The sequence below is a fragment of the Rheinheimera sp. genome (genome assembly GCF_965283995.1).
Lineage (GTDB): Bacteria > Pseudomonadota > Gammaproteobacteria > Enterobacterales > Alteromonadaceae > Pararheinheimera.
In genome coordinates this window covers 3,777,568-3,800,504 of record NZ_CBDIQG010000001.1, presented here as the reverse complement: position 1 = coordinate 3,800,504, position 22,937 = coordinate 3,777,568, and the positions used below count along the sequence as shown (strand labels likewise).

At 54.5% G+C, this 22,937-nt stretch carries 29 protein-coding genes; 7 read left to right on the top strand and 22 right to left on the bottom strand.

All coding sequences use genetic code 11. From position 1 onward, the window contains the following. The 4 genes from kdpB to ACQ66Q_RS17015 all read right to left on the bottom strand — a co-directional run bounded on the left by kdpB (position 1) and on the right by ACQ66Q_RS17015 (position 5,298). Positions 1-2,067 (bottom strand): potassium-transporting ATPase subunit KdpB, encoded by a 2,067-nt coding sequence (gene kdpB / locus ACQ66Q_RS17030; protein ID WP_430457886.1) that lies wholly within the window; start codon positions 2,065-2,067, stop codon positions 1-3. A 24-nt stretch (positions 2,068-2,091) separates the two neighbouring features. Next, the gene (gene kdpA, locus ACQ66Q_RS17025) at positions 2,092-3,864 is read right to left on the bottom strand and encodes a potassium-transporting ATPase subunit KdpA (protein WP_430457885.1); all 1,773 of its coding nucleotides are present in this window, start codon (positions 3,862-3,864) and stop codon (positions 2,092-2,094) included. A gap of 256 nt (positions 3,865-4,120) precedes the next feature. Then, complete coding sequence (locus ACQ66Q_RS17020) at positions 4,121-4,537, bottom strand: DUF3703 domain-containing protein (RefSeq protein WP_430457884.1); 417 nt, start codon at positions 4,535-4,537, stop codon at positions 4,121-4,123. Between the two features lie 35 nt (positions 4,538-4,572). After that, positions 4,573-5,298 carry a helix-turn-helix domain-containing protein gene (locus tag ACQ66Q_RS17015; protein ID WP_430457883.1) on the bottom strand — a complete coding sequence of 242 codons (726 nt, stop codon included), beginning with the start codon at positions 5,296-5,298 and terminating at the stop codon, positions 4,573-4,575. A gap of 315 nt (positions 5,299-5,613) precedes the next feature. On the opposite strand from ACQ66Q_RS17015, the gene ACQ66Q_RS17010 reads away from it, so the two are divergent. Continuing rightward, positions 5,614-5,805, top strand: a complete 192-nt coding sequence (locus tag ACQ66Q_RS17010) for a ribbon-helix-helix protein, CopG family (protein WP_377239782.1) — start codon at positions 5,614-5,616, stop codon at positions 5,803-5,805. 333 nt (positions 5,806-6,138) lie between these two features. Here the strand turns inward: ACQ66Q_RS17010 and ACQ66Q_RS17005 are convergent, their stop codons facing one another. Together ACQ66Q_RS17005 and ACQ66Q_RS17000 are read right to left on the bottom strand one after the other, a co-directional pair. Continuing rightward, complete coding sequence (locus ACQ66Q_RS17005; RefSeq protein ID WP_430457882.1) at positions 6,139-6,333, bottom strand: hypothetical protein; 195 nt, start codon at positions 6,331-6,333, stop codon at positions 6,139-6,141. Between the two features lie 227 nt (positions 6,334-6,560). Further along, positions 6,561-6,770 carry a hypothetical protein gene (locus ACQ66Q_RS17000; protein ID WP_430457881.1) on the bottom strand — a complete coding sequence of 70 codons (210 nt, stop codon included), beginning with the start codon at positions 6,768-6,770 and terminating at the stop codon, positions 6,561-6,563. A gap of 261 nt (positions 6,771-7,031) precedes the next feature. On the opposite strand from ACQ66Q_RS17000, the gene ACQ66Q_RS16995 reads away from it, so the two are divergent. Then, entirely contained in the window at positions 7,032-7,706 is a 675-nt protein-coding gene (locus ACQ66Q_RS16995; RefSeq protein WP_377239776.1) for a diguanylate cyclase domain-containing protein, read from the top strand. A 36-nt stretch (positions 7,707-7,742) separates the two neighbouring features. Here ACQ66Q_RS16995 and ACQ66Q_RS16990 read toward each other — a convergent pair whose 3' ends face one another. The 5 genes from ACQ66Q_RS16990 to ACQ66Q_RS16970 form a co-directional block, all read right to left on the bottom strand. Beyond that, positions 7,743-8,126 carry a DUF1840 family protein gene (locus ACQ66Q_RS16990; RefSeq protein ID WP_430457880.1) on the bottom strand — a complete coding sequence of 128 codons (384 nt, stop codon included), beginning with the start codon at positions 8,124-8,126 and terminating at the stop codon, positions 7,743-7,745. 78 nt (positions 8,127-8,204) lie between these two features. Beyond that, positions 8,205-9,128: an OmpA family protein gene (locus tag ACQ66Q_RS16985; RefSeq protein ID WP_430457879.1), complete on the bottom strand. Its 924-nt coding sequence runs from the start codon at positions 9,126-9,128 to the stop codon at positions 8,205-8,207. Further along, positions 9,125-9,601, bottom strand: a complete 477-nt coding sequence (locus ACQ66Q_RS16980) for a DUF4398 domain-containing protein (protein ID WP_430457878.1) — start codon at positions 9,599-9,601, stop codon at positions 9,125-9,127. Before ACQ66Q_RS16980 ends, ACQ66Q_RS16985 begins: the two co-directional genes overlap by 4 nt. 101 nt (positions 9,602-9,702) lie before the next feature. After that, complete coding sequence (locus tag ACQ66Q_RS16975) at positions 9,703-10,527, bottom strand: BON domain-containing protein (protein ID WP_430457877.1); 825 nt, start codon at positions 10,525-10,527, stop codon at positions 9,703-9,705. 133 nt (positions 10,528-10,660) lie between these two features. After that, on the bottom strand, positions 10,661-11,077 hold the full coding sequence (locus ACQ66Q_RS16970) for a hypothetical protein (RefSeq protein WP_430457876.1): 417 nt from the start codon (positions 11,075-11,077) through the stop codon (positions 10,661-10,663). Between the two features lie 234 nt (positions 11,078-11,311). Between ACQ66Q_RS16970 and ACQ66Q_RS16965 the strand changes: the two genes are divergently transcribed. The 3 genes from ACQ66Q_RS16965 (at position 11,312) to ACQ66Q_RS16955 (ending at position 13,256) form a co-directional block, all read left to right on the top strand. After that, positions 11,312-11,785: a PRC-barrel domain-containing protein gene (locus ACQ66Q_RS16965; protein WP_430457875.1), complete on the top strand. Its 474-nt coding sequence runs from the start codon at positions 11,312-11,314 to the stop codon at positions 11,783-11,785. 57 nt (positions 11,786-11,842) lie between these two features. Further along, positions 11,843-11,986 carry a lmo0937 family membrane protein gene (locus ACQ66Q_RS16960; protein ID WP_377239761.1) on the top strand — a complete coding sequence of 48 codons (144 nt, stop codon included), beginning with the start codon at positions 11,843-11,845 and terminating at the stop codon, positions 11,984-11,986. 64 nt (positions 11,987-12,050) lie between these two features. Further along, positions 12,051-13,256: an OmpA family protein gene (locus ACQ66Q_RS16955; protein WP_430457874.1), complete on the top strand. Its 1,206-nt coding sequence runs from the start codon at positions 12,051-12,053 to the stop codon at positions 13,254-13,256. A gap of 62 nt (positions 13,257-13,318) precedes the next feature. Here ACQ66Q_RS16955 and ACQ66Q_RS16950 read toward each other — a convergent pair whose 3' ends face one another. The 4 genes from ACQ66Q_RS16950 to ACQ66Q_RS16935 all read right to left on the bottom strand — a co-directional run bounded on the left by ACQ66Q_RS16950 (position 13,319) and on the right by ACQ66Q_RS16935 (position 15,510). Continuing rightward, on the bottom strand, positions 13,319-14,038 hold the full coding sequence (locus tag ACQ66Q_RS16950) for a Crp/Fnr family transcriptional regulator (protein ID WP_430458566.1): 720 nt from the start codon (positions 14,036-14,038) through the stop codon (positions 13,319-13,321). 163 nt (positions 14,039-14,201) lie between these two features. Beyond that, positions 14,202-14,900 (bottom strand): Crp/Fnr family transcriptional regulator, encoded by a 699-nt coding sequence (locus ACQ66Q_RS16945; protein ID WP_430457873.1) that lies wholly within the window; start codon positions 14,898-14,900, stop codon positions 14,202-14,204. 93 nt (positions 14,901-14,993) lie between these two features. After that, positions 14,994-15,305: a BON domain-containing protein gene (locus ACQ66Q_RS16940; protein WP_430457872.1), complete on the bottom strand. Its 312-nt coding sequence runs from the start codon at positions 15,303-15,305 to the stop codon at positions 14,994-14,996. A gap of 43 nt (positions 15,306-15,348) precedes the next feature. Continuing rightward, a complete protein-coding gene (locus ACQ66Q_RS16935) occupies positions 15,349-15,510 on the bottom strand; it encodes a DUF3309 family protein (protein ID WP_377239748.1) in 162 nt (53 codons plus the stop codon). 290 nt (positions 15,511-15,800) lie between these two features. On the opposite strand from ACQ66Q_RS16935, the gene ACQ66Q_RS16930 reads away from it, so the two are divergent. Then, positions 15,801-16,220 carry a PRC-barrel domain-containing protein gene (locus tag ACQ66Q_RS16930; protein ID WP_377239745.1) on the top strand — a complete coding sequence of 140 codons (420 nt, stop codon included), beginning with the start codon at positions 15,801-15,803 and terminating at the stop codon, positions 16,218-16,220. 55 nt (positions 16,221-16,275) lie between these two features. Here the strand turns inward: ACQ66Q_RS16930 and ACQ66Q_RS16925 are convergent, their stop codons facing one another. From ACQ66Q_RS16925 to ACQ66Q_RS16895, 7 genes are all read right to left on the bottom strand, one after another. Further along, the gene (locus ACQ66Q_RS16925; RefSeq protein ID WP_430457871.1) at positions 16,276-16,608 is read right to left on the bottom strand and encodes a hypothetical protein; all 333 of its coding nucleotides are present in this window, start codon (positions 16,606-16,608) and stop codon (positions 16,276-16,278) included. Continuing rightward, positions 16,584-17,060 carry a hypothetical protein gene (locus ACQ66Q_RS16920; RefSeq protein ID WP_430457870.1) on the bottom strand — a complete coding sequence of 159 codons (477 nt, stop codon included), beginning with the start codon at positions 17,058-17,060 and terminating at the stop codon, positions 16,584-16,586. Before ACQ66Q_RS16920 ends, ACQ66Q_RS16925 begins: the two co-directional genes overlap by 25 nt. Then, positions 17,050-17,382 (bottom strand): hypothetical protein, encoded by a 333-nt coding sequence (locus ACQ66Q_RS16915; protein WP_430457869.1) that lies wholly within the window; start codon positions 17,380-17,382, stop codon positions 17,050-17,052. The genes ACQ66Q_RS16920 and ACQ66Q_RS16915 overlap by 11 nt, the downstream gene beginning before the upstream one ends. 145 nt (positions 17,383-17,527) lie before the next feature. After that, a complete protein-coding gene (locus ACQ66Q_RS16910; protein WP_430457868.1) occupies positions 17,528-18,229 on the bottom strand; it encodes a response regulator in 702 nt (233 codons plus the stop codon). After that, positions 18,226-19,239 carry a sensor histidine kinase gene (locus tag ACQ66Q_RS16905; RefSeq protein WP_430457867.1) on the bottom strand — a complete coding sequence of 338 codons (1,014 nt, stop codon included), beginning with the start codon at positions 19,237-19,239 and terminating at the stop codon, positions 18,226-18,228. Before ACQ66Q_RS16905 ends, ACQ66Q_RS16910 begins: the two co-directional genes overlap by 4 nt. A gap of 9 nt (positions 19,240-19,248) precedes the next feature. After that, entirely contained in the window at positions 19,249-20,727 is a 1,479-nt protein-coding gene (locus ACQ66Q_RS16900) for a TrkH family potassium uptake protein (RefSeq protein WP_377239733.1), read from the bottom strand. A gap of 97 nt (positions 20,728-20,824) precedes the next feature. Further along, complete coding sequence (locus tag ACQ66Q_RS16895; RefSeq protein ID WP_430457866.1) at positions 20,825-21,559, bottom strand: hypothetical protein; 735 nt, start codon at positions 21,557-21,559, stop codon at positions 20,825-20,827. A gap of 180 nt (positions 21,560-21,739) precedes the next feature. Between ACQ66Q_RS16895 and ACQ66Q_RS16890 the strand changes: the two genes are divergently transcribed. After that, positions 21,740-22,696 (top strand): methylenetetrahydrofolate reductase, encoded by a 957-nt coding sequence (locus ACQ66Q_RS16890; protein ID WP_430457865.1) that lies wholly within the window; start codon positions 21,740-21,742, stop codon positions 22,694-22,696. Positions 22,697-22,937: the final 241 nt, after the last annotated feature.

Here is a 22,937-nt window from a genome sequence, read left to right as displayed (position 1 = left end):
TCACAGCATCCAGTTCAGGCTAAGGTCAATCAGTTTGATCGCAGCAAAAGGCAGCAGCAGACCGCCCAGGCCGTAGATCAGCAGGTTATTGCGCAGCAGCTTTTCTGCGCTGATGGCACGAATCGCCACGCCTTTCAGTGCCAGCGGGATCAGCAGCGGAATGATCACCGCATTAAAAATCAGCGCCGAAATCACAGCAATTTGCGGATCAGGCAACTGCATCAGATTCAGCAAGCCAATGCCTGGCATTGACGCGGCAAACACGGCCGGAATAATGACAAAGTACTTGGCGACGTCGTTGGCCAGCGAAAAGGTGGTCAGCGCGCCACGAGTGATCAGCAGCTGTTTGCCCACTTCAACCACGGCCAGTAATTTGGTCGGGTCTGAATCCAGATCGACCATATTGCCGGCATCTTTGGCCGCCTGAGTACCGGAATTCATCGCGAGGCCAACATCAGCCTGTGCTAAGGCCGGCGCGTCATTGGTGCCATCACCGACCATCGCCACCAGATGGCCTTTGGCCTGCTCGGCCCGGATCAGCGCCAGCTTATCTTCCGGCCGCGCTTCGGCGACAAAGTCATCAACACCGGCCACCGCGGCAATAGCACCGGCAGTGATGGGGTTGTCACCGGTCACCATCACGGTGCGCACACCCAATGCGCGCAGTTTGGCAAAACGTTCCGCCACGCCGGGTTTAATCACGTCAGACAGCTGGATCACACCCAGTATCCGTTGCTGCGACACCACCACCAGCGGCGTGGCGCCTTGCTGCGCGACTTTGCTGACGATGGCATCCAGTGCCTGTGGCACCGCCAGTCCCTGCGCCACCGCAAAACGGCGGATCGCATCGCTGGCGCCCTTGTAGGCAAAGCTCTGATCAGCAACCGCGTGGTCAGCAACCGCGTGGTCTGCAATCGCGAGGCCTGCAGCAGCCAGGCGTAAACCAGACAAGCGGGTTTCTGCACTAAATGGCACAAACTCGGCACCGTCCGGCAAAGTCGTCACATCGCCGAGATCCCGGGCCAGTTTCACTACAGATTTGCCTTCCGGTGTCGGGTCCTGCAACGAACTCAGCACAGCAACGCGCACCAGCTCGGTCTGCGTCACGCCCGGTAGCGGCAGGAATGCTGTGGCCTGACGGTCACCGAAGGTGATAGTGCCGGTTTTATCCAGCAGCAAGGTGTCAATGTCACCGGCTACTTCCACCGCTTTACCCGACTTAGCAATCAGGTTGGCAGCCAAAGCGCGGTTCATCCCGGCGATACCAATAGCGGGTAACAGACCGGCAATAGTGGTCGGAATTAAACACACCAGTAAGGCGATGAGCAGCAGCGGGTCCAGCGTGATGCCAACAAATTCTGCCATCGCCGGTAACGTTGCGACTGCCAGCAAAAACACCAGGGTCAGCGCCGCCAACAACACCGTCAGCGCCAGTTCGTTCGGTGTTTTTTGCCGCTGCGTACCTTCGACCAGCCGGATCATTTTGTCTAAGAAGCTATGGCCGGATTCCGCCGTGACCTGCACTTCGATCTGGCCGCTCAGCAGCATAGTGCCGGCGATCACACCGGAATGGTCAGTGCCGGCTTCGCGCAGCACCGGCGCCGATTCACCGGTCAGCGCCGACTCATTGATTGACGCCACACCTGACACGATTTCACCATCGGCCGGGATCAGCTGGCCGGCCTCAACCACCACCAGATCACCATTTTTCAGCGCGCTGGCGTTGACCTGCGTCAGCTGCCCGGCTTTATTACGCAAAGTGGCGGTTAAATCGCGCCGCGTGGCTTTTAAACTGGCAGCCTGATCGCGACCGCGCACTTCGGCGATGGCTTCAGCAAAGTTGGCAAACCAGACGGTAAAAAACAAAATCAGGCTGGTACAGAGCGCAAAACCATAAGGCTCGCCTTGTGCCAGGCGCTGCGCTGTCATAGCAAACGCCAGCACAGTGCCCACCCAGACCACAAACATCACCGGGCTTTTGATTGCCTGCATTGGCGCCAGTTTGCGCCACGCATCCAGACTGGCTGTACGAACCGCGCTGGTGCTGATCCGCATAAAATGATTCATCAGAGACTCCACAGAATTAAGGCACTAACGCAGGTCAACAAGGGCTTCGCCAATAGGGCCAAGCACCATCGACGGCAGGAACGACAGGAAATTCAGCAACAGGATCACCACCACCACAGTGACGCCGAAGGTCAGGCTATGAAGTGGCAGACTGGCAGCGCCGGGTGGTGTCACGGCTTTTCTCGCCAAACGACCGGCAATCAGCAGTGGGATCAACAGTGGCAGATAACGACCCAGCAGCAGCGCCAGCACCGTACTGAGGTTCCACCATGGCGTGTTGTCACCGAGCCCCTCAAAACCAGAACCATTGTTGGCAAAGGCGGAGGTGTATTCATAAAACACCTGAGAAATACCGTGCAGACCTGGATTGCTGTTGCCGGTCCAGGCCGGTACCGACAGCGTGATCGCGGTCAACACCAGGATCACCGCACTCGGCAGCACCAATAACAGGCCGAGCCAGCTCAATTCGGTTTTCTCCAGCTTGCGGCCAAAGATCTCCGGCGTGCGGCCAATCATCAGCCCGGCAATAAACACGGCCAGCCAGATGTAGACGATAAAGTTAATCAGGCCGCAGCCAATGCCACCCCAGATCGCGTTGATCAGCATACCGGCCCGGCTGATCAGGCCCGCCAGCGGATTCAGCGAATCATGCATCGCATTGACCGAGCCGTTTGAAGTCTGGGTAGTCAGCGTCGACCACAGCGCCGACAAATCAGTACCAAAACGCACTTCTTTACCTTCCAGGTTGCCACCCGTGGCGCCAAGGCCGGCAAAAGCCGCATTCGGTTGCATTTCGCTATAAACGGCTACCGCAATAAAACACAGGCTCAGCACGGCCATCACGGCAAAACTCATCCGGGCAAAACCCTGACCCGCTTGCGACGTCAGCCCGGCATGCGTGCCTGAGCCACCGGCAACAGCAGCGGTACGGCTCAACATGCCGCCCATCAGCCACAACATCGCCATTGGCACCAGCACTAACGCGATGGTTTGTAAGGCATTGGAGAATGGTGTTGGGTTTTCCAGCGGGTTTGTGCTGTTCGGGCCATACCAGCCGCCACCATTGGTGCCGAGCTGTTTGATGGCAACCATCGCCGCAACCGGGCCTTGTGGAATGCGCTGCGCTTGCGCTTGTTCGGCGCTTTGCGGTGCGTCCAGCAACACAGCTTCAGTTGCCGCCTGATAATTCGACGGCACGCCCTGACTGCCCAGCAACAGCGCCAGCACCACCGACAACGGCAGCAACACACGGGTCAAAGCACGCAGAGTGTCCTGGTAGAAGTTACCGAGGTTACGCGGTTCACCGGTTTTCGCCGTCGCTGAGTTCAGACCACCGGTCATGCCGCGCAGCACAGCCAGCGCCAGCGCCAGGCCCATCGCCGGGGTTAAAAATTGCAGGGTGACCAGCACCACGCTCTGACTGAAAAAGCTCAGTTGCAATTGGCCGGAATAATGTTGCTGATTGGTATTGGTTAAAAAGGACACCGCGGTATGCAGGGCTAAATCCCAGCTCAGCGGACCGACGTTATCCGGATTGAGCGGTAACAGATGCTGACAGAGCAACAGGACATAAGCGAGGATGCCCAGTAGTAAATTGGCAGCGACAAACGCCAGCCCATATTGCCGCCAGTTCATACCGGCCCGGCCATCGACGCCGAGCAGACGCAGGATCAACCGCTCCGGTCCGGCGAATATTTTATCGGACCAGTGCGGCGCACCGGCAAACACTGCCGTCATATAACGGCCAAGCGGCCAGGATAACAGCCCCGCCGCCAGTAAAATCAATACAACGTCCATTGCCGCTCCTAAAATTTTTCCGGCGCACGCATGGCTTCCGCCAGCACCAGCGCCAGAGCACACAGGGTGAATAACAACAACCAGTTCATCACTTTTCCTCAGGGGGTAATTCCACTGAGAATTGTCAGAGTTCCGGCCGTAAAGTCTCCAGATGCAAAACAGGGGCTGGCGTAAAGAAGGCGTAAAAATGAATGGGATAAAGCAAGCGGTGGCGGACTGGTTTGACCCGATATCCGCATCAAATCAACAATTCGGTTTACCGAATAAGCAGCACGAACAGCAGAACAAAAACCAACACCAGCAGCCGGATAGCAATATCGCGGCGGATCGGGTTTGACGGCAACAATGCCTTGATGTCGTCCGGTAATGGCATCGGCCTGATCGCCGACACATTGGCGCCACCGGTATTGCCAAGTGGTACCCAGCCGGTCAGAAACCCCGGTAATACCGCCAGCAATCGCAACAGCTGGCCCAAGACTTCTTTGACCGAGCCCAGTCGCCAGCCGCACTTCAGCATCCACCAGTGCGTGACATAATGCGCCACCAGAAAACGTTGCCCTAACACATGCGCCCGTTCCAGATGACCAAAGGCCTGTGACCACAAGCCTTGGTGATAACAACGTTTTGCCTGCGTTAATTCAATCCGGTATAGCCGGCGTAATTTGCGTTGCATCTGACTCCCCTGTTGTCGCTGACCTGCAGGGGTTATTACAGCCTGGTGCGGTGCGGTTCGTCTTGGAAAAACTGGCTGTTTTGCACAATTTCACGCAGAGACAACCCGAAAGAAACTCGGATATAGTTGGCCAAATGTGCCGCGTCATAGAAGCCGGCAGCCAGCGCCAGCTCGGTAAATGACGAAGGAGCAGCGGCTGTCAGCGCCAGAAATACCCGGCGTAGTTTGTGCCAGAGCAGATATTTACGCAGCGGTACCCCGGTTTGTGCCTTAAATAAATGTAAAAACCGCCCGGGGGACAATGCCACTGCCGCCGCCAGGCTGTCGGCCGACCAATCGGTGTTTTGTTCAGCTGTTTGGATCAGCGTCAAAGCCTGTCGAATACGCACATCGCTGATCTGTCTGAGCCTTGCCAGCGCCTGGACAAATTCCGCTACTGATACCGGCACATCAGGCGCAGCAACGCCGCTGGCAAAATACTGCTGCACCAGCTGTTGCAATTGCGCCTGATATTGCACAGTACAATCGGCATCGATTAACAGCGTTAAAAACTGGCCCGTCTGATCAGCAAACTGATGCGGCGTTTGCGATGGAATAAATACCTGGGTCATTTGCTGCCAGTGGTCGTCCAGCCACAGTGAAAATGGCCGGCCATCCAGGCTGCAGGTCCATTGATGGGCCAGATGCGCATGCGTCCCGGTGTGCAGCGAACTGGACTGCAACAGCGCACAGGCATGGCTGAGTGAAATAATATGTGTCATGCATCAGGTCCGGTGGTGATTGTGAAACATTGCCTGCATTTACCCCGGTATTGCAACGTAATTCCAGATCTGCTGCAACTGTCGTCCACCCGCTCGTTGGTTGCTACCAGAGCGCCAAAATGGCGCGGTTTCAGCCGGAAGATTTACATTGCGCAGGATGATTCGGTGCCGCTCGCGGCGGACGCAGTGACATTGGCAACTGGTTGCAATCACCTTACAATGCCATAGTAACAACCAGCAGATGCAGCAAATACACCGGACAGACCCAGATCTGATTCTGCCAGTACTGAACAACCTTAACTAAGTAGTGTGCCTATGGAAAAGAAAACTGCGCGGTTAACCATTTTGATTGACCCGGATAAAAAAGCCGCATTAGAAGAGTTGTGTCTGCAACAGGACATCACCCCGTCGCAGGTATTGCGGCAATTGATCCGCAGCTATCTCACGGACCATGGTATTGATTACAAAGCCAGGATCGCCAAACGCGACGGTGAAGCATCTTCGTAACTGGCGTGTCCTGAATTTTGCCCCGGTATAGCAGGCTAAATACAGATCAACAGCGTCATGCCGCACTGCGATCACAGCCCGCAGACCCGCTCTCGGCCAGAGCGCTCTCAGACACAGCGCTCTCAGACCCAGCAATGTCAAATACAGCAAAACAGCGGGTAGTGGCGGCAGTAATGTCAGCGTTATGGTGTGCAAAAGTTATATTTGCGGCAGACCTGGCGGTGAAATAACGGGGCGTTCAGCGGGAAATTAATTGGCCGAACTATGCTTCGGCCGTAGCATCAATCAAGTTTAAATAACTGTTTTATTTAACTTTATTCGACAATAATGTGTTCAGAGCGTCGCGATTTGCAGGTCGTCTTTTTCAAAGCCGTATACATCGCCGTCAAAATTGACTGAACATCTGACGGCTTTTTCCCGTGTGGAGATCCGTACCACAGAACCCACCAGACCAAAATATTCACTGGTTGAATCAGTGACAATCACATCAATACCCACACGCCATTGCGATTCGGAAAAAGATTGCATCTAATCAACTCCTGATTTGAACATTAAAAGTACAGCAACCCGCCATTATAATCTTATTATAATGCAATGACAATCAAAGCCGGTGCAACCACTGTGATGTCAAGCGGGTAAGTCAATGGCAACGGATGAGCCTGGCTGGTGGTCACAGCCGGCAAACCGCTGCTAAATGGCTAAAACATGTGGCTTTTTCTGTGCAAACAATGCGGCGGTCGCGCGCGCTGGCCCGGTCATTTACCGGGGCTGGTCTTCAAATGTAACTTCACCAACATGGCACTCCAGCCATGCCAAAAATTCTGCTCCGAAGTCGCTTTGCTGCGCAGTGCCCGGGACAATCGTTGGTTTTGGTCAAACTGCAGCCATTTATCCGGATCCGGCACCAAGCTGTTAAAGCCGGCCCGCAGCGGTGTTGTGTTCTCAGTCTTCGCTTTGATGATCATGGGTGTCCTTACTTAAATAATACAGCGGCAAAAACAGCGGAGTGTCAGCGGTATTGCTGTACAGACGGCGCTATTATCGTTCGCGTTTAACCAATGTTCGGTGCGCTAGCCCACAGCCACGAGCATCAGCCATGTGGGATATCGAACCGATCATCTAAAGACCAGTTGATAAGCTTTAACCGTCTCTGCAAGGCAGACGTGATGTTGTCAGGCAGCCACCAGCACAGCAGTGCGTAAAAAGGGATTGTGAGAGCAAATAACATGGCTGAAAAAATCAAACAGGCATTATTGGTGCACAGTGCAACGTCAGCACTGACTCCAGAGCAACTCGTGATTGAAAACAATTGGTTACGCACTGAGCTTTATCAGGCCCGCCAGCAAATTGCCAACGACCTACAAACCTTTGAGCGGCTGCGCCAACAAAGTCAGCTCGATTTTCTGACCCAGACACCAACCCGGCTGTTGCTAAGTGATCGGGCTTCCCAAGCCTTCCGCCAAGCGACACGTCAACATACCGAAGTGTTAGTTGTATTTATCGATATTGACCGTTTTAAGCAAATCAACGACCACTTTGGCCACAGTACCGGCGATCAGGTACTGGTGCAGTTAGCGGCGCGGTTGCAACAATGTTTGCGGATCACTGACACCGTCTGCCGCTATGGCGGTGACGAGTTTGTCTTGCTGTTGCCACTGACCTGTGAACCACGTGATGTCCAGCTGCTGGTTAACAAACTGCTGCATTGTGCTACGCAACCGATGACCATCAGTCAGCAGGTCATAGTGCCACAAATCAGTCTCGGCGTCGCGATTTACCCGTTACATGGTCAGACTCTGGCCAGCCTGATTGAAAAGGCTGATCAGGCGATGTACGCCGCCAAAGCGGATGGTGGCCGGCATTTTCGCATCAGTGCAATGAATGGCAAGACTACCGGTTAACCTTTATCTCGCCCGGCGTTGCAGGCGCAGCGCCGGTCAGCTGTTGGTAGAATGACGCCAAATTACCGGTTGGCCCGCCGTTTGAGCGGCCTGCAGTAACTGCAGTAGTGGAAAGGTACGGGCGGCCAGACTGATTTGTGATTCCAGCTGCAATACCGGCGCGATATGCCCGGCCAGGTTGCTGTTGTCTGGCGAGTCAGTCTGTACGGCGGCCTGGGCGTCAGCGTCACTGTGTTGTTGCAATAACGCCAGCGCATCAGCAACTGCGCCAGCCGGCACTATGCCTTCGGCTTTTGCCGCTTTGCCGCCACGACCGGTGTTGTTGTCATAGGGCGTACAGCCCATCATTTGCAGCATCTGCTCCCCCTGAGCCTGTAGGTAGGTCAGCGGGTACCAGTTTGGTGTTGTGAAGGTAATCATGATCATCACTCCGTTATTGAAAAAAACACTGCCGGTGTCACACCCGGCAGCTGCGATGCTTGATATTGATGCTACGGATCAGCGCGCGGCTAGCGCCGGTTCCGTAATGATCACTTCGACCCGACGGTTTTGCTGACGTCCGCCCGCTGAGTCATTGCCGGCGATCGGCAGCTCTTCCCCTTTGCCCTGACTACTGAGCCGGCCGGACTGAATGCCGCGGCCTAACAGAAAATTCCGCACGCTGTCCGCACGTTGTTGCGACAATCCCTGGTTGTAACCCGAACTGCCGACACTGTCAGTGTGACCTTCAATAATGGCGCCCCGTAGCGGATACTTGCTGAGAAACGAGGCCAGATCGCTCAGATGCTGACTGGTGGCGGACTTCAGATTGGCTTTGCCGGTGTCAAATAACACGTCACCCAAGGTCACCACCCAACCCCGTTCCGACTGGCGGGCGTTCAGCAGTTTTATTTGTGCCTGCAGTTCGCTGGCCAATTGCGCCGCGTTATCAGCATCGGCTTTGGCAGTTAATACCTGCTGCTGCGCCACATCAGTTTGCTGGCGAGCCGCCGCAGCGTCAGTGCGGGCATTGCGCGCATCCTGCTGCGCCAAATCGGCTTCACGGGTGCGGGAATCCAGCCGGGCGTCATCGCGCGCTTTGGCCAGCACTTTTTGCTGATCTTCGGCATAACGACTTTGCGCCTGCGCCCAGGCAATATTCACTTTGCGGTCGGCGACAAACACCAGATGGCTGGATAATGCTTCATCTTTTACCGGCTGTTCCGCCGCGCGCACCGCCTGTTCAGCTTGCGTGATCGCCGTTGGCGCCAACACAGCCAGTTCCTGATTGGCCTGCAGTGCACTGAGTTCAGCGCGGACATCGGTAATGCCACTGGCGAGCTTTGGTGCACTGCTGCAGGCCGTCAATACAGTTAGCGTCAAGCCATACCAGCAAAGCTGGCGCGCCCGGCGTAACGGGGTCAAAACAAAGGGCAGGTTCATGGCTGATTTCCTTGCGTGTTACGCAGCATTTCCTGCTGCAGGATACCGAGACTGGTCTTCATCTCGTCGTTGACACTATTGGCCTGCGCCAAATCTGCGCGGGCTACAGCCAGCTCGGCATCCAGTGTGGCTTGCATGGCATAGCGATCTGCATTGACGGCGTCCCGCTGCAATAAGGCGCTGCGTGATGCCTGCAGTTTTTGTCGTGCTTCGGCCAGTTCACTGGCGGCGTATTGGCCAACACGGTCTTGCTCGGCCCGGGCGATAGTACGCTCAGCCCGATTCATTTCATCGGTGGTGGCCAGCGGAGAAGAGCTACAGGCGGCAGCGCCGGTCAGTACCAGCACCGGCAGCGCTATCACCGGCAGCAACCAGCGCCAGACCGGCAGTCGCGGCCAGAATGGTAAGCGCGGCCAGTCCGGCAGCCAGCCCTGGATTTGATTCAACATTTGATTCAACATTTGATTCGACATCTGCAACTCCTTGCCCGGGTTCTTGATACCGGGAGTGTTCAGGACAAAAGCCCTGCAGCGCCCGGCATGTTGTGTTGCCAGGCTCTGCCGGATCCGGCATATCAGAACAACAATGCTTTTGAGGTCACACTTTTGACGCCGCGAATATTCTGCGCAGTTTCGATCGCCAGTGAACGTTCAATGCCGCTGGCCACTTTGCCGGTCAGCGTCACAATGCCGTTGTTGGTGCTGACATCAATGTCGCCACCGCTGATATTGCTGGAGTACATAAAACTGGATTTCACTTTGGCCGTGATCCAGCTGTCCGAAATGTTGTGACTTTCATCCTGCTTTTTCGCTTTTGCTTTATCGTCGTCGCTCATCGGATGATCCTGAATTTTCAGATTGTTGGTCACAGACATCACGCCGCGGGTATTCATTGCCAGCCGGTTGGCGATATCTTTGGCGGACTGACTGTCGGCACTGCCAGTCAGGGTGACCCGGCCATTTTTCGTTTTGACATCGGTGCCCACCGAATCCACGTCTTTATTCCACAGCAATTTTGAGCGGATAGCGGCAGAAATACTGGCGTCATCAATTTTGTCGCCATAACCACCCTGGCCAAAATGCGGCACATAACTGGCTTCAACCACAATTTGATTGTCAACGTCGGTGATGCCGGAAACACCCAGCGCGATTTCACTGGCCAGTTCTTTACTGACTTTTTCATCCACTTTACCGGTCAGTACCGCTTTGCCTTTTTGCACTGTGACTTTCAGGTCATTGGCGCGCAAATATGGATTTAACGCATAGCTGGTGGCGATTTGTGCTTCCTGTCGCACGTCATCCATTGAGGTGGTGACTGCATCGGCGGCCAGAACTGTTTGCGGTGCCATCGTTAATAAAATGGCCGAGGCGAACATAAACTTGCGATAGAGAGGGTTCATCAGCGAGCTCCTGTTGGGGAAAAGATAACCGGTGCTGCATCGGCAGCGCCGGTTGTGCTGCACAGGGCCAGACTCCAGTGGCGGATCAACTATTTATGCGCCACTGACAGGTCAGGTCCGGGTGCAATTTCACTTAGCAATGACATTTATCAATAAAACTTTTTACCTGTTTGCTGGCCATGTCCTGGCTCAGCGAATAACGCTGTTGCACCAAATCAGTCAGGTTGGTTTCCACACCACCGGATTTCAGTAATTCGCTTTCACTGATTTTGCTCCAGTTACTTTTCGCCGCCTGGATCTGGCTGTGCCATTTGCCGTTAAAGGCGTCTTTTTTCGCGCTGTCCGCCGGTTTGCCATTTTCGGCCGGTGTGCGTGTCGTTGCGTCCAATTTAGCTTTGTCGGCGGCAACCGCTTTGCTCATGTTGGTGGTGTCGCTGGCCGCAGCCTTAGAGTCATCTTTGGCCGTTTTGGCCAGCGCGTCGGTTTTTGCAGTGGTGGTATTCGGGTCGATTTTTGCAGCAGCTTTATTCTGTTCGGTGAACTTATTCATAAGGACCTCAGGGTAATTCGGCGCCTTGCAGAGTTGCAGGAACCGGACGTGCAGCTTGGCAAGTCAGCAGGCTGTAGTCGGTGCGTTAGCGCGCATGGCATCAATTGTGGCAATGCTGTTAGCAAATCGGGGTTGTTGCCGGGGCTTTTACGGACTGGGTGCTGCAGCGCACAGATCAACGCAGATAAACCCGCCATGTTGCAGGGAGTGAATGTCATGACACAGGAGCGTCCGATGAACAAACACCACAAAGCCACCTTATCAGCACCAGGGTCCAGTTACGGCGCTAACCCGCAGCGGCACAATACCGCAAACCATGGTGCAATCCATGCCGGGCAGGCCGAGCCTTATCCGGTCAACTCGGACAATCCCGACACTTTGCTGCTTGGCTGTAAAAAGCTGGTCGGCCAGCGGCTGAAGAATCATCGCGGTGAGATATTAGGCACGCTAGACAGCATAGTGCTGGACCTGAAAACCGGCCGGATCAGCTATGCAGTGCTGGCTTATCCCAGTTCGTTTGTCGCACCGCCGCGCCTGTTCGCCCTGCCCTGGCATGCATTAGTGCTGGATGCTGACCAGCGCCACTTTAGCGTTGAAGCTGAACATACCGAATTACAGCGTCAGGAGGGTTTTGACCGTGCCCTGTGGCCGGCGATGGCCGATCCGCAGTGGCAGCGCAAGGTAGATGGCTTTTACAGCAGTGACTGACAGTGTGGCCAGCGCGGACGCGCCGTCAGCTGGCCAACAACCCATAGGAGAACTGACATGTTAAGAACCGTCGCTTTGGTATTGCTGGTGCTGTGGCTGCTTGGGCTGTTAGCGCCGATAGGGATTGGCAGCCTGATCCACGCGTTATTGGTATTTGCGCTGATCCTGCTGCTGGTTGATGTCTTTCAGGCCCGCAGTTAGAGACGGTCCCGTTTATTGCCGGTTCCGCCCCCGTAAGGCGGGTCCGGATTTGTTGGAGATGATTATGTTAATACAATCCAAAGGCGTCGCCCCGGCACTGCCCGCTGACGCATCTGTTGCATCTTGCCCACGGTTGACGCCGCGAACACTGGCGTTGTGGTTCTGCAGCGGCTGCGTTTTAGTTTTGCCACAGCTCGTAATGGCCGACAGCTACCGGATGGAAACACCTTCCTGGTATGTCGGTGCCAGTGTTGGCGAATCGCGGCTTAGTCTCGATACCTCACAACTTGAACGTGATATGCAGGCGCAAGGTTTACCGCTGGCGTCGTTGTCGCGCAATACCAATGACACCGGCTATAAACTGTTTGCCGGATTCGCGCTGAATGATTATCTGGCACTGGAGGGCGGTTATTTTCGCCTCGGTGAAGTGGATTTCTCCGCTGTCACAGCCGCCACGCCGACTGGCAGCACGTATCCGCTCGCTGGTCATTTGCGTGATCAGGGGGCCAATCTGGATTTGGTGGCGCGGATGTTATTAGGCAGTGCCTTTGCTGTCACGGCGCGACTGGGTCTGACCTATAACGACACTGATTCGCGGCTTGAGTATCAGCGGCCGATCAATCTGGATCAGTACGACCGCAGTAAGCACTATCTGAAACATAAATTTGGTGCAGGTCTGGAATATCAGCTGACGCCGGATTGGGGCATGCGGCTCGAACTGGAACGCTACCGGCTGGATGATCTCTGGGGCGACCAGGGCGATATGAAGCTGCTGTCGCTGGGCCTGGTGTACCAATATGGTCAGCGCACCGCTTATGCTGAGCCCACGGCAGCACCCGAGCCAACTGCAGCACCGGAACCGTACGCCGATCCGCCAGCGCCATCGCCTGCAGCGCCAGACGCTGCGCCGGTATTGATAGAACTGGCCGACGTACATTTTGAGTTTAACCAGTCTGCGCTGACGCCTGCCGCCAAAACTATTCTGGCGCAGCATGTTGCAACGTTAAAAACACAACCGGATACACAGGTACAGATAGCCGGTTACACCTCGGCCAGTGGCACCGAAGCTTACAATCAGCAGCTTAGCGAGCGCCGGGCACAAGCAGTGCAGGACTATCTGACCAATGAAGGCGGGCTAACCCCAGCCCGGCTGACCAGTATCGGCTATGGCGAAGCGTCGCCGGCCGAAGTGGAAAATACGCCGTCTGAACTGCGCTCCAGCGCAGCAATGGCCAATATGCGCGTGCTGTTTCGCTTGCTGTTACAATAACGACTTCCGCACGACAGAAAAAAGAACAGCGGCTAATGCCGCTGTTCTTTTTCTGTCACTTATTAGAATTTACCGCAATGCCCCGGTGGCATTAATCGTTCCGATTCATGTTTGACCACGTTGTAACATTCGCAACAGGTGTCTTCCAACAGCTTGCGATTCACCACTTCGATATGACCCCGGCTGTAATTGATGATACCCATTCGCTGCAGTTTACCGGCAGCGTCGGTAACGCCCTCCCGGCGCACGCCGAGCATATTGGCAATCAGTTCCTGCGTCATCAGCAAATGATCACTCGGCAGCCGGTCTATCGACAACAACAACCAGCGGCACAGCTGCTGTTCGATACTATGATGGCGGTTACACACCGCCGTTTGCGCCATCTGCGTTAACAACACCTGGCTATAACGCAGCAGCAAATATAACAAAGCGCCGTGGCGGTTAAATTCATCTTTCAGGCGCTGACCAAACAACTTGTAGGCATAACCTGCACTTTGTACTACGGCCCGGCTGGTGGTGCTTTCGCCGCCCATAAATAGCGCCACACCGACCATGCCATCATTGCCAACGACGGCTATTTCTGCCGAAGCACCATTTTCCATCACATATAACAGTGAAATGATCGAATCGACCGGGAAATACACGTAACGCATCTTGCAGCCAGCTTCACCAATCACCTGACCCAGTTTGAGTTCCACCAGTTCCAGGTGTGGGTTAATCCGGTGTTTGACGTCTTCAGGGAGTTCACATAACAGGCGGTTTGCTTCTGGAGGAGGCTGCATAGCTTTGGTGTTCGGTTGTTCCGTTATAGCTTTAACTGCCGGCGGGTCAATCGTCATAGCAGATCCTTATGCGGTAGCGTACCTAAAAAGATACAGCTGTAGTATACGAGAAAAAATTTATCGCTATGTGCGGTAACGCACATAGCGGTGTTTAGTTGTTGTTCTAACCACTCAGAGGCTGATAACAGCTGCAACTGCGTGCCAGCAGGCTTTGCCGGTCGAGAATATGCAGCCGGCCCCGGTTATACAAAATGATGCCGTTGGCCTGTAAATCGCCGGCGGCGACCGTGATACTGCTGCGGCGCACGCCGAGCATGTCGGCCAGAAACTGATGGGTTAAATACAATTCGTCGGTCTGGATCCGGTCATGACTCATCAGTAACCATCTTGCTAACCGTGCTTCCACCTGATGAAAATGGGCGCACACCGCGTTTTTATTGAGCTGACGCAACAACAGATACATGTACACGCGCAGCAAAGGCGCCAAGTGCTCACTTTGCGCCAACGCAGTTTCAATCACCGAAACCGGGAAGCGCCAGGCGAGGCCTGCGCCCTGCACTATCGCTTCTGACGGCACTTGCCGGGTTTGCAGCAATGTGGTGACCCCCAACATACCTTCGTAGCCGACCAGGCCCATTTCCAGCGGCGGATGGCCCGGCAGTTTGGCGATCAGCGAGATAAACGCAGTCAGCGGGAAATACAAATGCTGATATTGTTCGTCGGGTAGACAAAGCGCCTCAGCAAACTCCAGTTGCACCAGCTCCGCCTGTGCCAATAACGCGGTTTGTTCGGCTTCCGGCAGATGTCGCAGCAGCCGGTTCTGGATCTGTGGTCTTTGAGTGGCAGGGATCACGACTGGCATAAGACTCCTTTCTGAACGCATGAGGAAACAGGTAGCAGGGTTGCCAGCATGTCGTTGCCTTTCCTGCGGCAACGGTCACGGCGGCACGGATGACTATTTAACCCGCATATCATTTTTCACCGACAGCACGCCGCCCACATCGCGCGTCAGCCGCATCGCGGTATTGATATCCTGCTGTGAATTGACAAAGCCGCTGAGCTGCACCACGCCTTTAAAAGTTTCGACGTTGATTTCGGCAACGCTGAGCGTTTTTTCGCCAAGGATCGCGGCTTTCACTTTGGTGGTGATCACGCTGTCATCCAGATACTCACCAGTGCCTTCTTTATTGTGTTCAGAGCTGCAGCCGGCAACGGTCGCCAGACTCAGCGTCAACAGAAAAATACGCAGAACTTGATGGGTTTTCATCACATACACTCCGTGGTTTAGCAGAAAAAATCACCTTGCCGCATCAGCCGGCGCGACCGGTTAGCAGCAGCACAATCAACACCAGCAGCATGATGCCGATGGCTCCGCCGGGGCGGTAACCCCAACTACGACTATGCGGCCAGGTGGGCAGAGCGCCCAGAAACAACAAGATCAGAATGATCAGCAAAATTGTCGAAATGGACATGGGTGGCCTCCGTGGCGCCGGAGCACAGAAGGTCCCGGATAACCCAAGTGTGCCCGGTTCAGTACAGACGATCGGTGCGCTGGCGCACTCAATACCGTAGTAATGGCTAATTTACATACAGCGCAATAGCCCGGCCGTCGGCGGGATAAGTGCTCCGCCGAACAGAGAACCGCACGCTGACAGCGCATGCTCAATGAACTGTCCATTACAGGACACATCCGCCGCCCGCGGCTCCAACGCGGCGTTATCGTCACTGCCCGGTTCGCCGGCAACCACAGAAGGTTCATCAGATGAATTATCACGAACGCGATATTTATGGCATTTACAACAACCCACAGTTTTCCCCGCCGCTAATGGCACAAGGCCCGGGTCCACATTTGATGGGTGCCGAAACGTTGATTGGCAACAACGTGTTGAATCATGCAGGTCAAACCCTGGGTGACATCAAAGAAATCATGTTGGAAGTGGAAACCGGCCGCGTCGGCTATGCCGTGTTGTCGTTCAGTACTTACTTTGGCCTCGGCGAGAAACTGTTCGCCGTACCTTGGAAGATGCTGAAACTGGACCCGCTGCAAAAATGTTTTGTCATGGATTTGTCACCCGAGCGGCTGAAAAACGCGCCGGGTTTTGACAAAGGCCACTGGCCCAATATGAAAGATGTGGAATGGGAAAAATCACTACATAGCTTTTACGGCAGCAACCTGAATTAATCGCTGCGACGGCGGGTGCCGGTGATAGTAAATCACCTGTGCACCCGCCGTTTTTTTATGCGTTTACTTGTTTGGCAGCGGCGCGTTGCTGCGACTTGGTGCGTTGCTGTGGCAGAACACGCACATGCTGTGCACTCTGCCACAACGCGAACAACCAGACCGGCAGTTGTTGTAGCCACGACGATCTGCCTTTACGTCTTTCGGCAGCGCCGACCGACAGGTGCTGCAGCAGACTCAGGGTCAGCACCAATCCGCCAGCCAGTAGCAGTGGCGTTTTCAAGCGGACGATCAACCGGTGCTGTACTTGTTGGCGCTGGGTCCGGCGAGCTTGCAATGAACCGGCACAGCGCTGGATTTGCTGGTTTAACTGACTGGATGTGAAGGACATGGTGCTGCCTCTGCTGGTGGTTCAGATCCGTTGACGGTGTCGCCGGATGAATGCTCGCTCCAGCTCTGTAACGTCGCCGGAAAACGCAGAAAGTGACTGTGATAACGGATTTGCCGCAAACAAATTGCCAGCGCCAGCAGCTGTAATAGCAATAACACCAGCAAACCCTGCCAGGCTGACCAGCCAAGCGCAGCCAAACCGGTCCACACTAACAACAGCATAATCACCCAACTACTGAGCAGCAGCAATGCGGCAAAGAGCCCAAGCACACAGATCGCCACCAGACTTTCGGCAGCGCGCTGTGTCTCGAGAGTCAGTAACTGCAATTGTTGCCGCCACTGGCTGCGGATCAGCTGCAGATACTCTTTCAGCTGATCCACCAGACCCGGCGCTGCGGCATGGACCGGAGCAGCGCCGGGAGTATCGGCAGGTCCGGCCGGTTCAGCCGGCACGGGATTTCAGCAACCAGCTGATGACAAAACCTGTGGCCACAGCAGCGCCAAGTACAGCCACAGGCCGGCGGCGGATTTGGCCTCTGACCGCGTTACCGAGACGTTGCCCGGCAGCAGTCAGCTGTTCGGAACGTACATCAAAATTCTCGGCACTATGACTGGCGGCGCTGGCCAGCCGATCAACGGTGTCATGCGCTTTAACACTGAACTGATCAATTACCGGATGGGCGGCAGCAGACGCCTGGTCAATCACATGATTAAAACCTGATGCTTTGGCATCGGCGCTGGTATTCATTTTGAGCGGGTCGGTTGACGTTTGCATAGCTACCTCAGAACTCTGCCAGATCCGCAGCAGTGCGGGGCAGGAGCTGTAACTATGCCTGTTTCAGCGCAGGACTTCGGTGCGCTGACGCACTTCTGTCACACAATGGCATAACGGGCGTACATAACCAGCAAACGAAGTGATGTTACAAACACAAGCGGTAGCCGACGCCGGCTTCAGTTTTCAGATGCTGCGGGGCGGCCGGGTTGTCTTCCAGTTTTTGCCGCAGCCCTGCCATATGCACGCGGATATATTCGGGTCTGTCCTGATAAGTAGCGCCCCAGACCTGGGTCAGGATCTGGTTGTGGGTCAATGCAGATCCGGCGTGACGCAGCAGACATAACAACATTTCGTATTCGGTTTTGGTTAGATGGACTGCGACGTCATCTTTGTGGACCAACCGCTGCACCGGGTCAATCCGCACTGTGCCAAAGCCCAGGACCGGCGTGTGACCATGCCGCGGTCGCAGCGCTGCACGCAAGCGCGCCAGCAGTTCGCCGGCGCTGAACGGCTTGGTGACATAATCGTTGGCACCGCAGTCCAGAGCCGTTACTTTGTCCTGCTCTTTGCCGCGGGCCGAAATGACAATCACCGGGATCTCGGACCATTGCCGCAACTGGCGCAACAGCTCAATGCCGTCGATGTCAGGTAGACCCAAATCCAGCAACAACACGTCAAATTGCTGGTGCGCCAGCAGTTCCAGACCGCTGAGCCCTTCGGCACAGATCTGTAGCTGATAACCCTGACTTTGCAGCAACGCCTGCAGAAAACTCTGCATGCCCGCGTCGTCTTCCAGCAGCAGGACCCGATTTTGTGCTGGCGTTAATGTTGGCGTGGTACTTTTCATTGTGGCCACTCCAGCAACGCCGTCACGCCGCTCGCGCTGTGTTCCAGCACAAAGCGGCCGCGATGCAGTGCCGCGACAGTCTGACAGATCCGTAGTCCAAGCCCGGTGCCGCTGTCGCGCTGCGTCTGACGTTTCTCGCCGGGGGCATTGTGCAGTCGCAACTGGTAATGCCCGTCCGCCGCGCTGAACACCAGCTGATAAGGCGGAGCACCGTGTCGATGGGCATTTTCCAGTAAATTCGCCAGCGCCATTTCTAATAACTCCAAATCGCCGGATAGCTGCTGCGCCGCGCCCTCCGGTCGCAGGCAAACCGGCATTAAGCCGGCATCGTCACTGCGCCGCGCCAGCGCGCCGGCAATTAAATCATCTGCACTGAATACACTGATCCGCAACGAATCGCGCATCAGCTGGGCTTTACTTAATTCCAGCACTTTTTCAAAATGTTGATTGAGCAGCAGACTTTGCTGATAGATATTCTGCGCCTGTTGCTGCCGTTGCTCAGCCGACAATTGCAAATCAGTATCCGCCAGCATACTGGACGCGCCCATGATGGTCGCCAGTGGTGTGCGTAGATCATGTGACAGACTGCGCAGTAACACGGCGCGTTGCTGTTCCAGTTCCACCTGCAGTTGTTGCTGCGCGCTGGTCTGCAGTTGCTGACGCAAACGATCAGACAAATAGCTGATAAATACCCCAAACGCAGCCATGACAAAAAAGCTGATAAAGTTACTGATATCATGCACGTTCAGCGTGTAATACGGCGGCACAAAACACCAGTTCAGCAATAACACCGACCAGATCGTCGTCAGCATCGCCGGTGCTTTGCCAAACTGCAGAGCCATTGCACTGATCCACAATAACAACAGCATCGCGACATCAGTCGGACTGATGGCCTCGCGCAGCGGTATCAGCAGCAGACACCCCAGTACCGGCAGCAGCAGGATCCCGCTGACCGACCACAGCAGTGAATGACGCCACCCGCTATTCTTTTGCAGATAAGCCAAGGCCATCGTGTTGCCTCAATACCGCCAGTACGACGGGGAAAATAACACCACCAGCGTCAGAATTTCGAGCCGGCCCAATAACATACCTAAACTTAACCACCACTTGGCACCATCTGGCAAGCTGGAAAAATTGCCGGCGGGGCCAATAATAGAACCAAGACCCGGCCCTACGTTTGCCACAGCTGTTGCTGCGCCTGTCACCGCAGTGACCAGATCTAATTCATAAAATGACAACATCAACGCAATGAAACCAATACTGGCGAAATAGATAAAGCAAAACGCCAGCACGTTGCCAAGCAACTGGTCGTCGACCGACTTGCCGCCATATTTCTGGCTCCAAACCGCTTTAGGATGGATCAGCAATTTCAGCTGTTTGACCAGTAACATCGCTGACAACTGAATACGGAAAATTTTCAGGCCGCCCGAAGTCGAGCCGGAACAAGCACCGGCAAAGGTGATATAGAAAAACAGCATCACGGCCATATTGCCCCACAGCGTGTAATCTTCGGAGGCAAAACCACAAGTGGTAATGATCGAGACCACATTAAACAGGCTATGCGTCAGTGCATCAAAAGCGCCCCGCGCATTATGCGCTACCTGATAATAAGTCAGAAGCGCAGTGCAAAAAGCCACAATTAATAAGAAAGCCCGGACTTGTGGATCTTTCCATAGCGCTTTGCGATCCCCTTTCACCATGCTGATAAACAACACAAAAGGCATCGCCGCCAGCAACATAAAAAAGCTGCTGAGCCAATAAATCTGTGGCATCTCTTTGTAAACACCAAATGAGGCGTCGTAATTAGCAAAACCACCGGTTGCAACAGTCGCCATCATATGAGTAATGGCATCAAAGCCATTCATACCAGCCAGATAATACGCAATCGCCGTGACCAGACTCAGCACCAGATAAACACCGCCAATCGCCGCCGACATCGAGGAGCTACGCGGCAGGATTTTCTCTGAAGTGTCGGAGCTTTCAGTTTTAAACAGCCGCATGCCACCGATTTTCAGCGCTGGCAAAATGGCGATGGCCATCACGATAATGCCGATCCCACCAATCCAGTTCAGGATCGCGCGCCAGTACAAAATACCTTTTGGCAGATTATCTAAGCCCGAGTAGACAGTCGCGCCGGTAGTGGTGATACCGGAAACTGTTTCAAACCAGGCATTGGTAAAACTTGAATTGGGAATAATCAGCCAGAACGGCAAGGCAGAAAAAACACAAATGACCAACCAGCTTAACGTGGTCAACAAAAACAACTGTCGCTGCTTCATCGCAACCGCATCGCGGCCCATTAACGTCAGGCTGTAGCCGACAATGACACAGGTCGCTGCAGTACCGAGGAAGGTCCAAAAAGTGTTTTCGTTAAAATACACCGACACCGCGGCGCCGCTCAGATGTACCACCGACAACAATAACAGCAAGTAACCGAGGACTTTGTAAATCAGCAGGCGACCACTCTGGCGTGGCGCCGACAACGTGAGGCTGGACATCAGCAAACACCTTCAACATCAGAGGTGTTTATTGTAAAACTGTGACGCGCACGGCTTTATAAAGAAACTATAAGGATTGCGGCGCCTGACTGGCTGGTCATGGAAATTTTTGCTGAAACAGCTGGCGTACCGCCGGTTCTAAGAACAAACCACCGGCCAGATAGTCGTCAGTTGAAGTGAGTTTATGGCTGATTTGATAGGCCGAAGCTGCCACAGACAATCGTTGCATATTGCGCTGTAAATCGACCGGCGCCACCACAATAAAATCGACCCGCTCGGCCAGCAAAACCCGCTCCAGGCTTTGTTGTTGTTGCGGGCTGATTTGCACAATTTGATTCTCATCGAAGCCCTGCTGTAACAGAATTTCACACTGCGCGGTATTTGCCGGGCAAGCGATCCTGAGGTCTTTGTCCTGTTTCAAACGTGACAAAGGCCAGTTTTTTTTCGGATTCCGGTTCAATGCCACAAGGTTGATCGGCACTTGCTGGTCGGCAACCAACCAACGATATCGTGCTTCACGCTGCGGCGTGCGTAATATCTGGAAAATCAGTGCATCATGTCGCTGTTCGACCTGCCGCATCGCTTTGGGCCAGGACACATAGTGCAGTTGGTAACGCAGTTCCGGTACTTTCGCCATGATACTACGTAAGCGCAGGGTTGCCTCAGTTTCCCGGCCGTCGGGGGCCGGCGCCTCATCTGTAATGAGGTAGATATCCAGCTTTGGATATACCGTTGCCGTTACGTTGGCCTCTGCAGCCGGCGTCACCATGCAGGACAATATCAACAGTAAAATAACGACGCTTCGCACTGAAATACTCCCGGCCAGATCCATGCAAAATACCTGTATGAAGATAATCGATCTAAGGTGATTTTTCTGCACTTTCCCCATCTCGACCAGTTAGTTTGAGTTTTTCTCAACTGAAGATTCGAAAAAATTCAATTAAATTTAGATGGCCAGCCATCCAAACATCTGTATACTTAGCCGCATCAACTGCTATAAGAGATTTCGACGATGCCGCTCAGTCTGCAGCAAAAAATTCAGGACCCAAACCAGGGTGTGTACCTGATTGGCACTACTCCGCCAAAAGCCGGCACTGCAACGGATAAAACCGAACGCATTGCTAGCAAGCTGCTAAAGCGCTTAAACGAAATCGAATTCGACGGTTTAGTTGTTTATGACATTCAGGACGAAAGCAGCCGGGTCAGCAGCGAACGGCCTTTCCCGTTTCACGCCACGCTGGACCCGCGTGAGTACAGCCTGTTGCTGCGTAAGCTGGCGCGTCGGGATGTGATCACCTACAAGTCCGTGGCGCAGCGCGATGCCGCCGAATTTCGTGATTGGCTGGGTGAAACAGCGCGCGATTATCAGCTGCAGAATCTGGTGTTGGTCGGCAGCCCTTCGTCCAACGGCACGATCAAACTGAGTCTGGCCGACGCTTACCGCGAGTTAGCGGAACATCCGGCCGATGTATATCTTGGCGGTGTCGCCATTGCTGAGCGTCATGCCAGCAAAGGCAATGAACACCAGCGCCTGATCGAAAAGTCGGCACAAGGGTGTCAGTTTTTTATCACCCAGGCGGTCTATAACGCGCAGGCCACCATTGATTTACTGACTAGCTACGCCCGCAGCTGCCGCCAGCAAGGCCTGACACCGAACCGCGTGATCCTGACGTTCACGCCTTGTGGCGGCGAACAAACGTTAGAATTTATGCAGTGGCTGGGCATTTCAGTGCCGGAAGCAGCACGCTACCGCATTCTGGACGCAGAAAACCCGCTGAACGAATCCATCCGCCTCTGCCGCGACAACCTGCAACAAATTCTGCAGCACTGCGCCAGCCTGGATATTCCGCTTGGCCTCAACGTGGAAAGCCTGACCAACCGACGCGAAGAAATCGACGCATCAGTCTTGCTGTTCCGCCTGCTGAAAGCCACGATGGAATTGCATCTGGCTGAGAAGCAAGTCGCCTGACGATTGCCTTTGTTTTTTGCCCTGCGGGCGGCACTTGGCTTATTTCTCGTTTTTACCTTCACGATGAGACCGTCTAGCAAAGATTTCACCTGTTGGTGAGTCACTTTCTTTTGTTTCAGCAAAAGAAAGTAACCAAAGAAAAACCGACCCCGGTTACGCTCGAAAGACCGATGAAAATCAACAATTTGAGGCGCTGGGGCAACTCGCACGGCGCTACCGTCGCCGCACTCAAACACTCCCC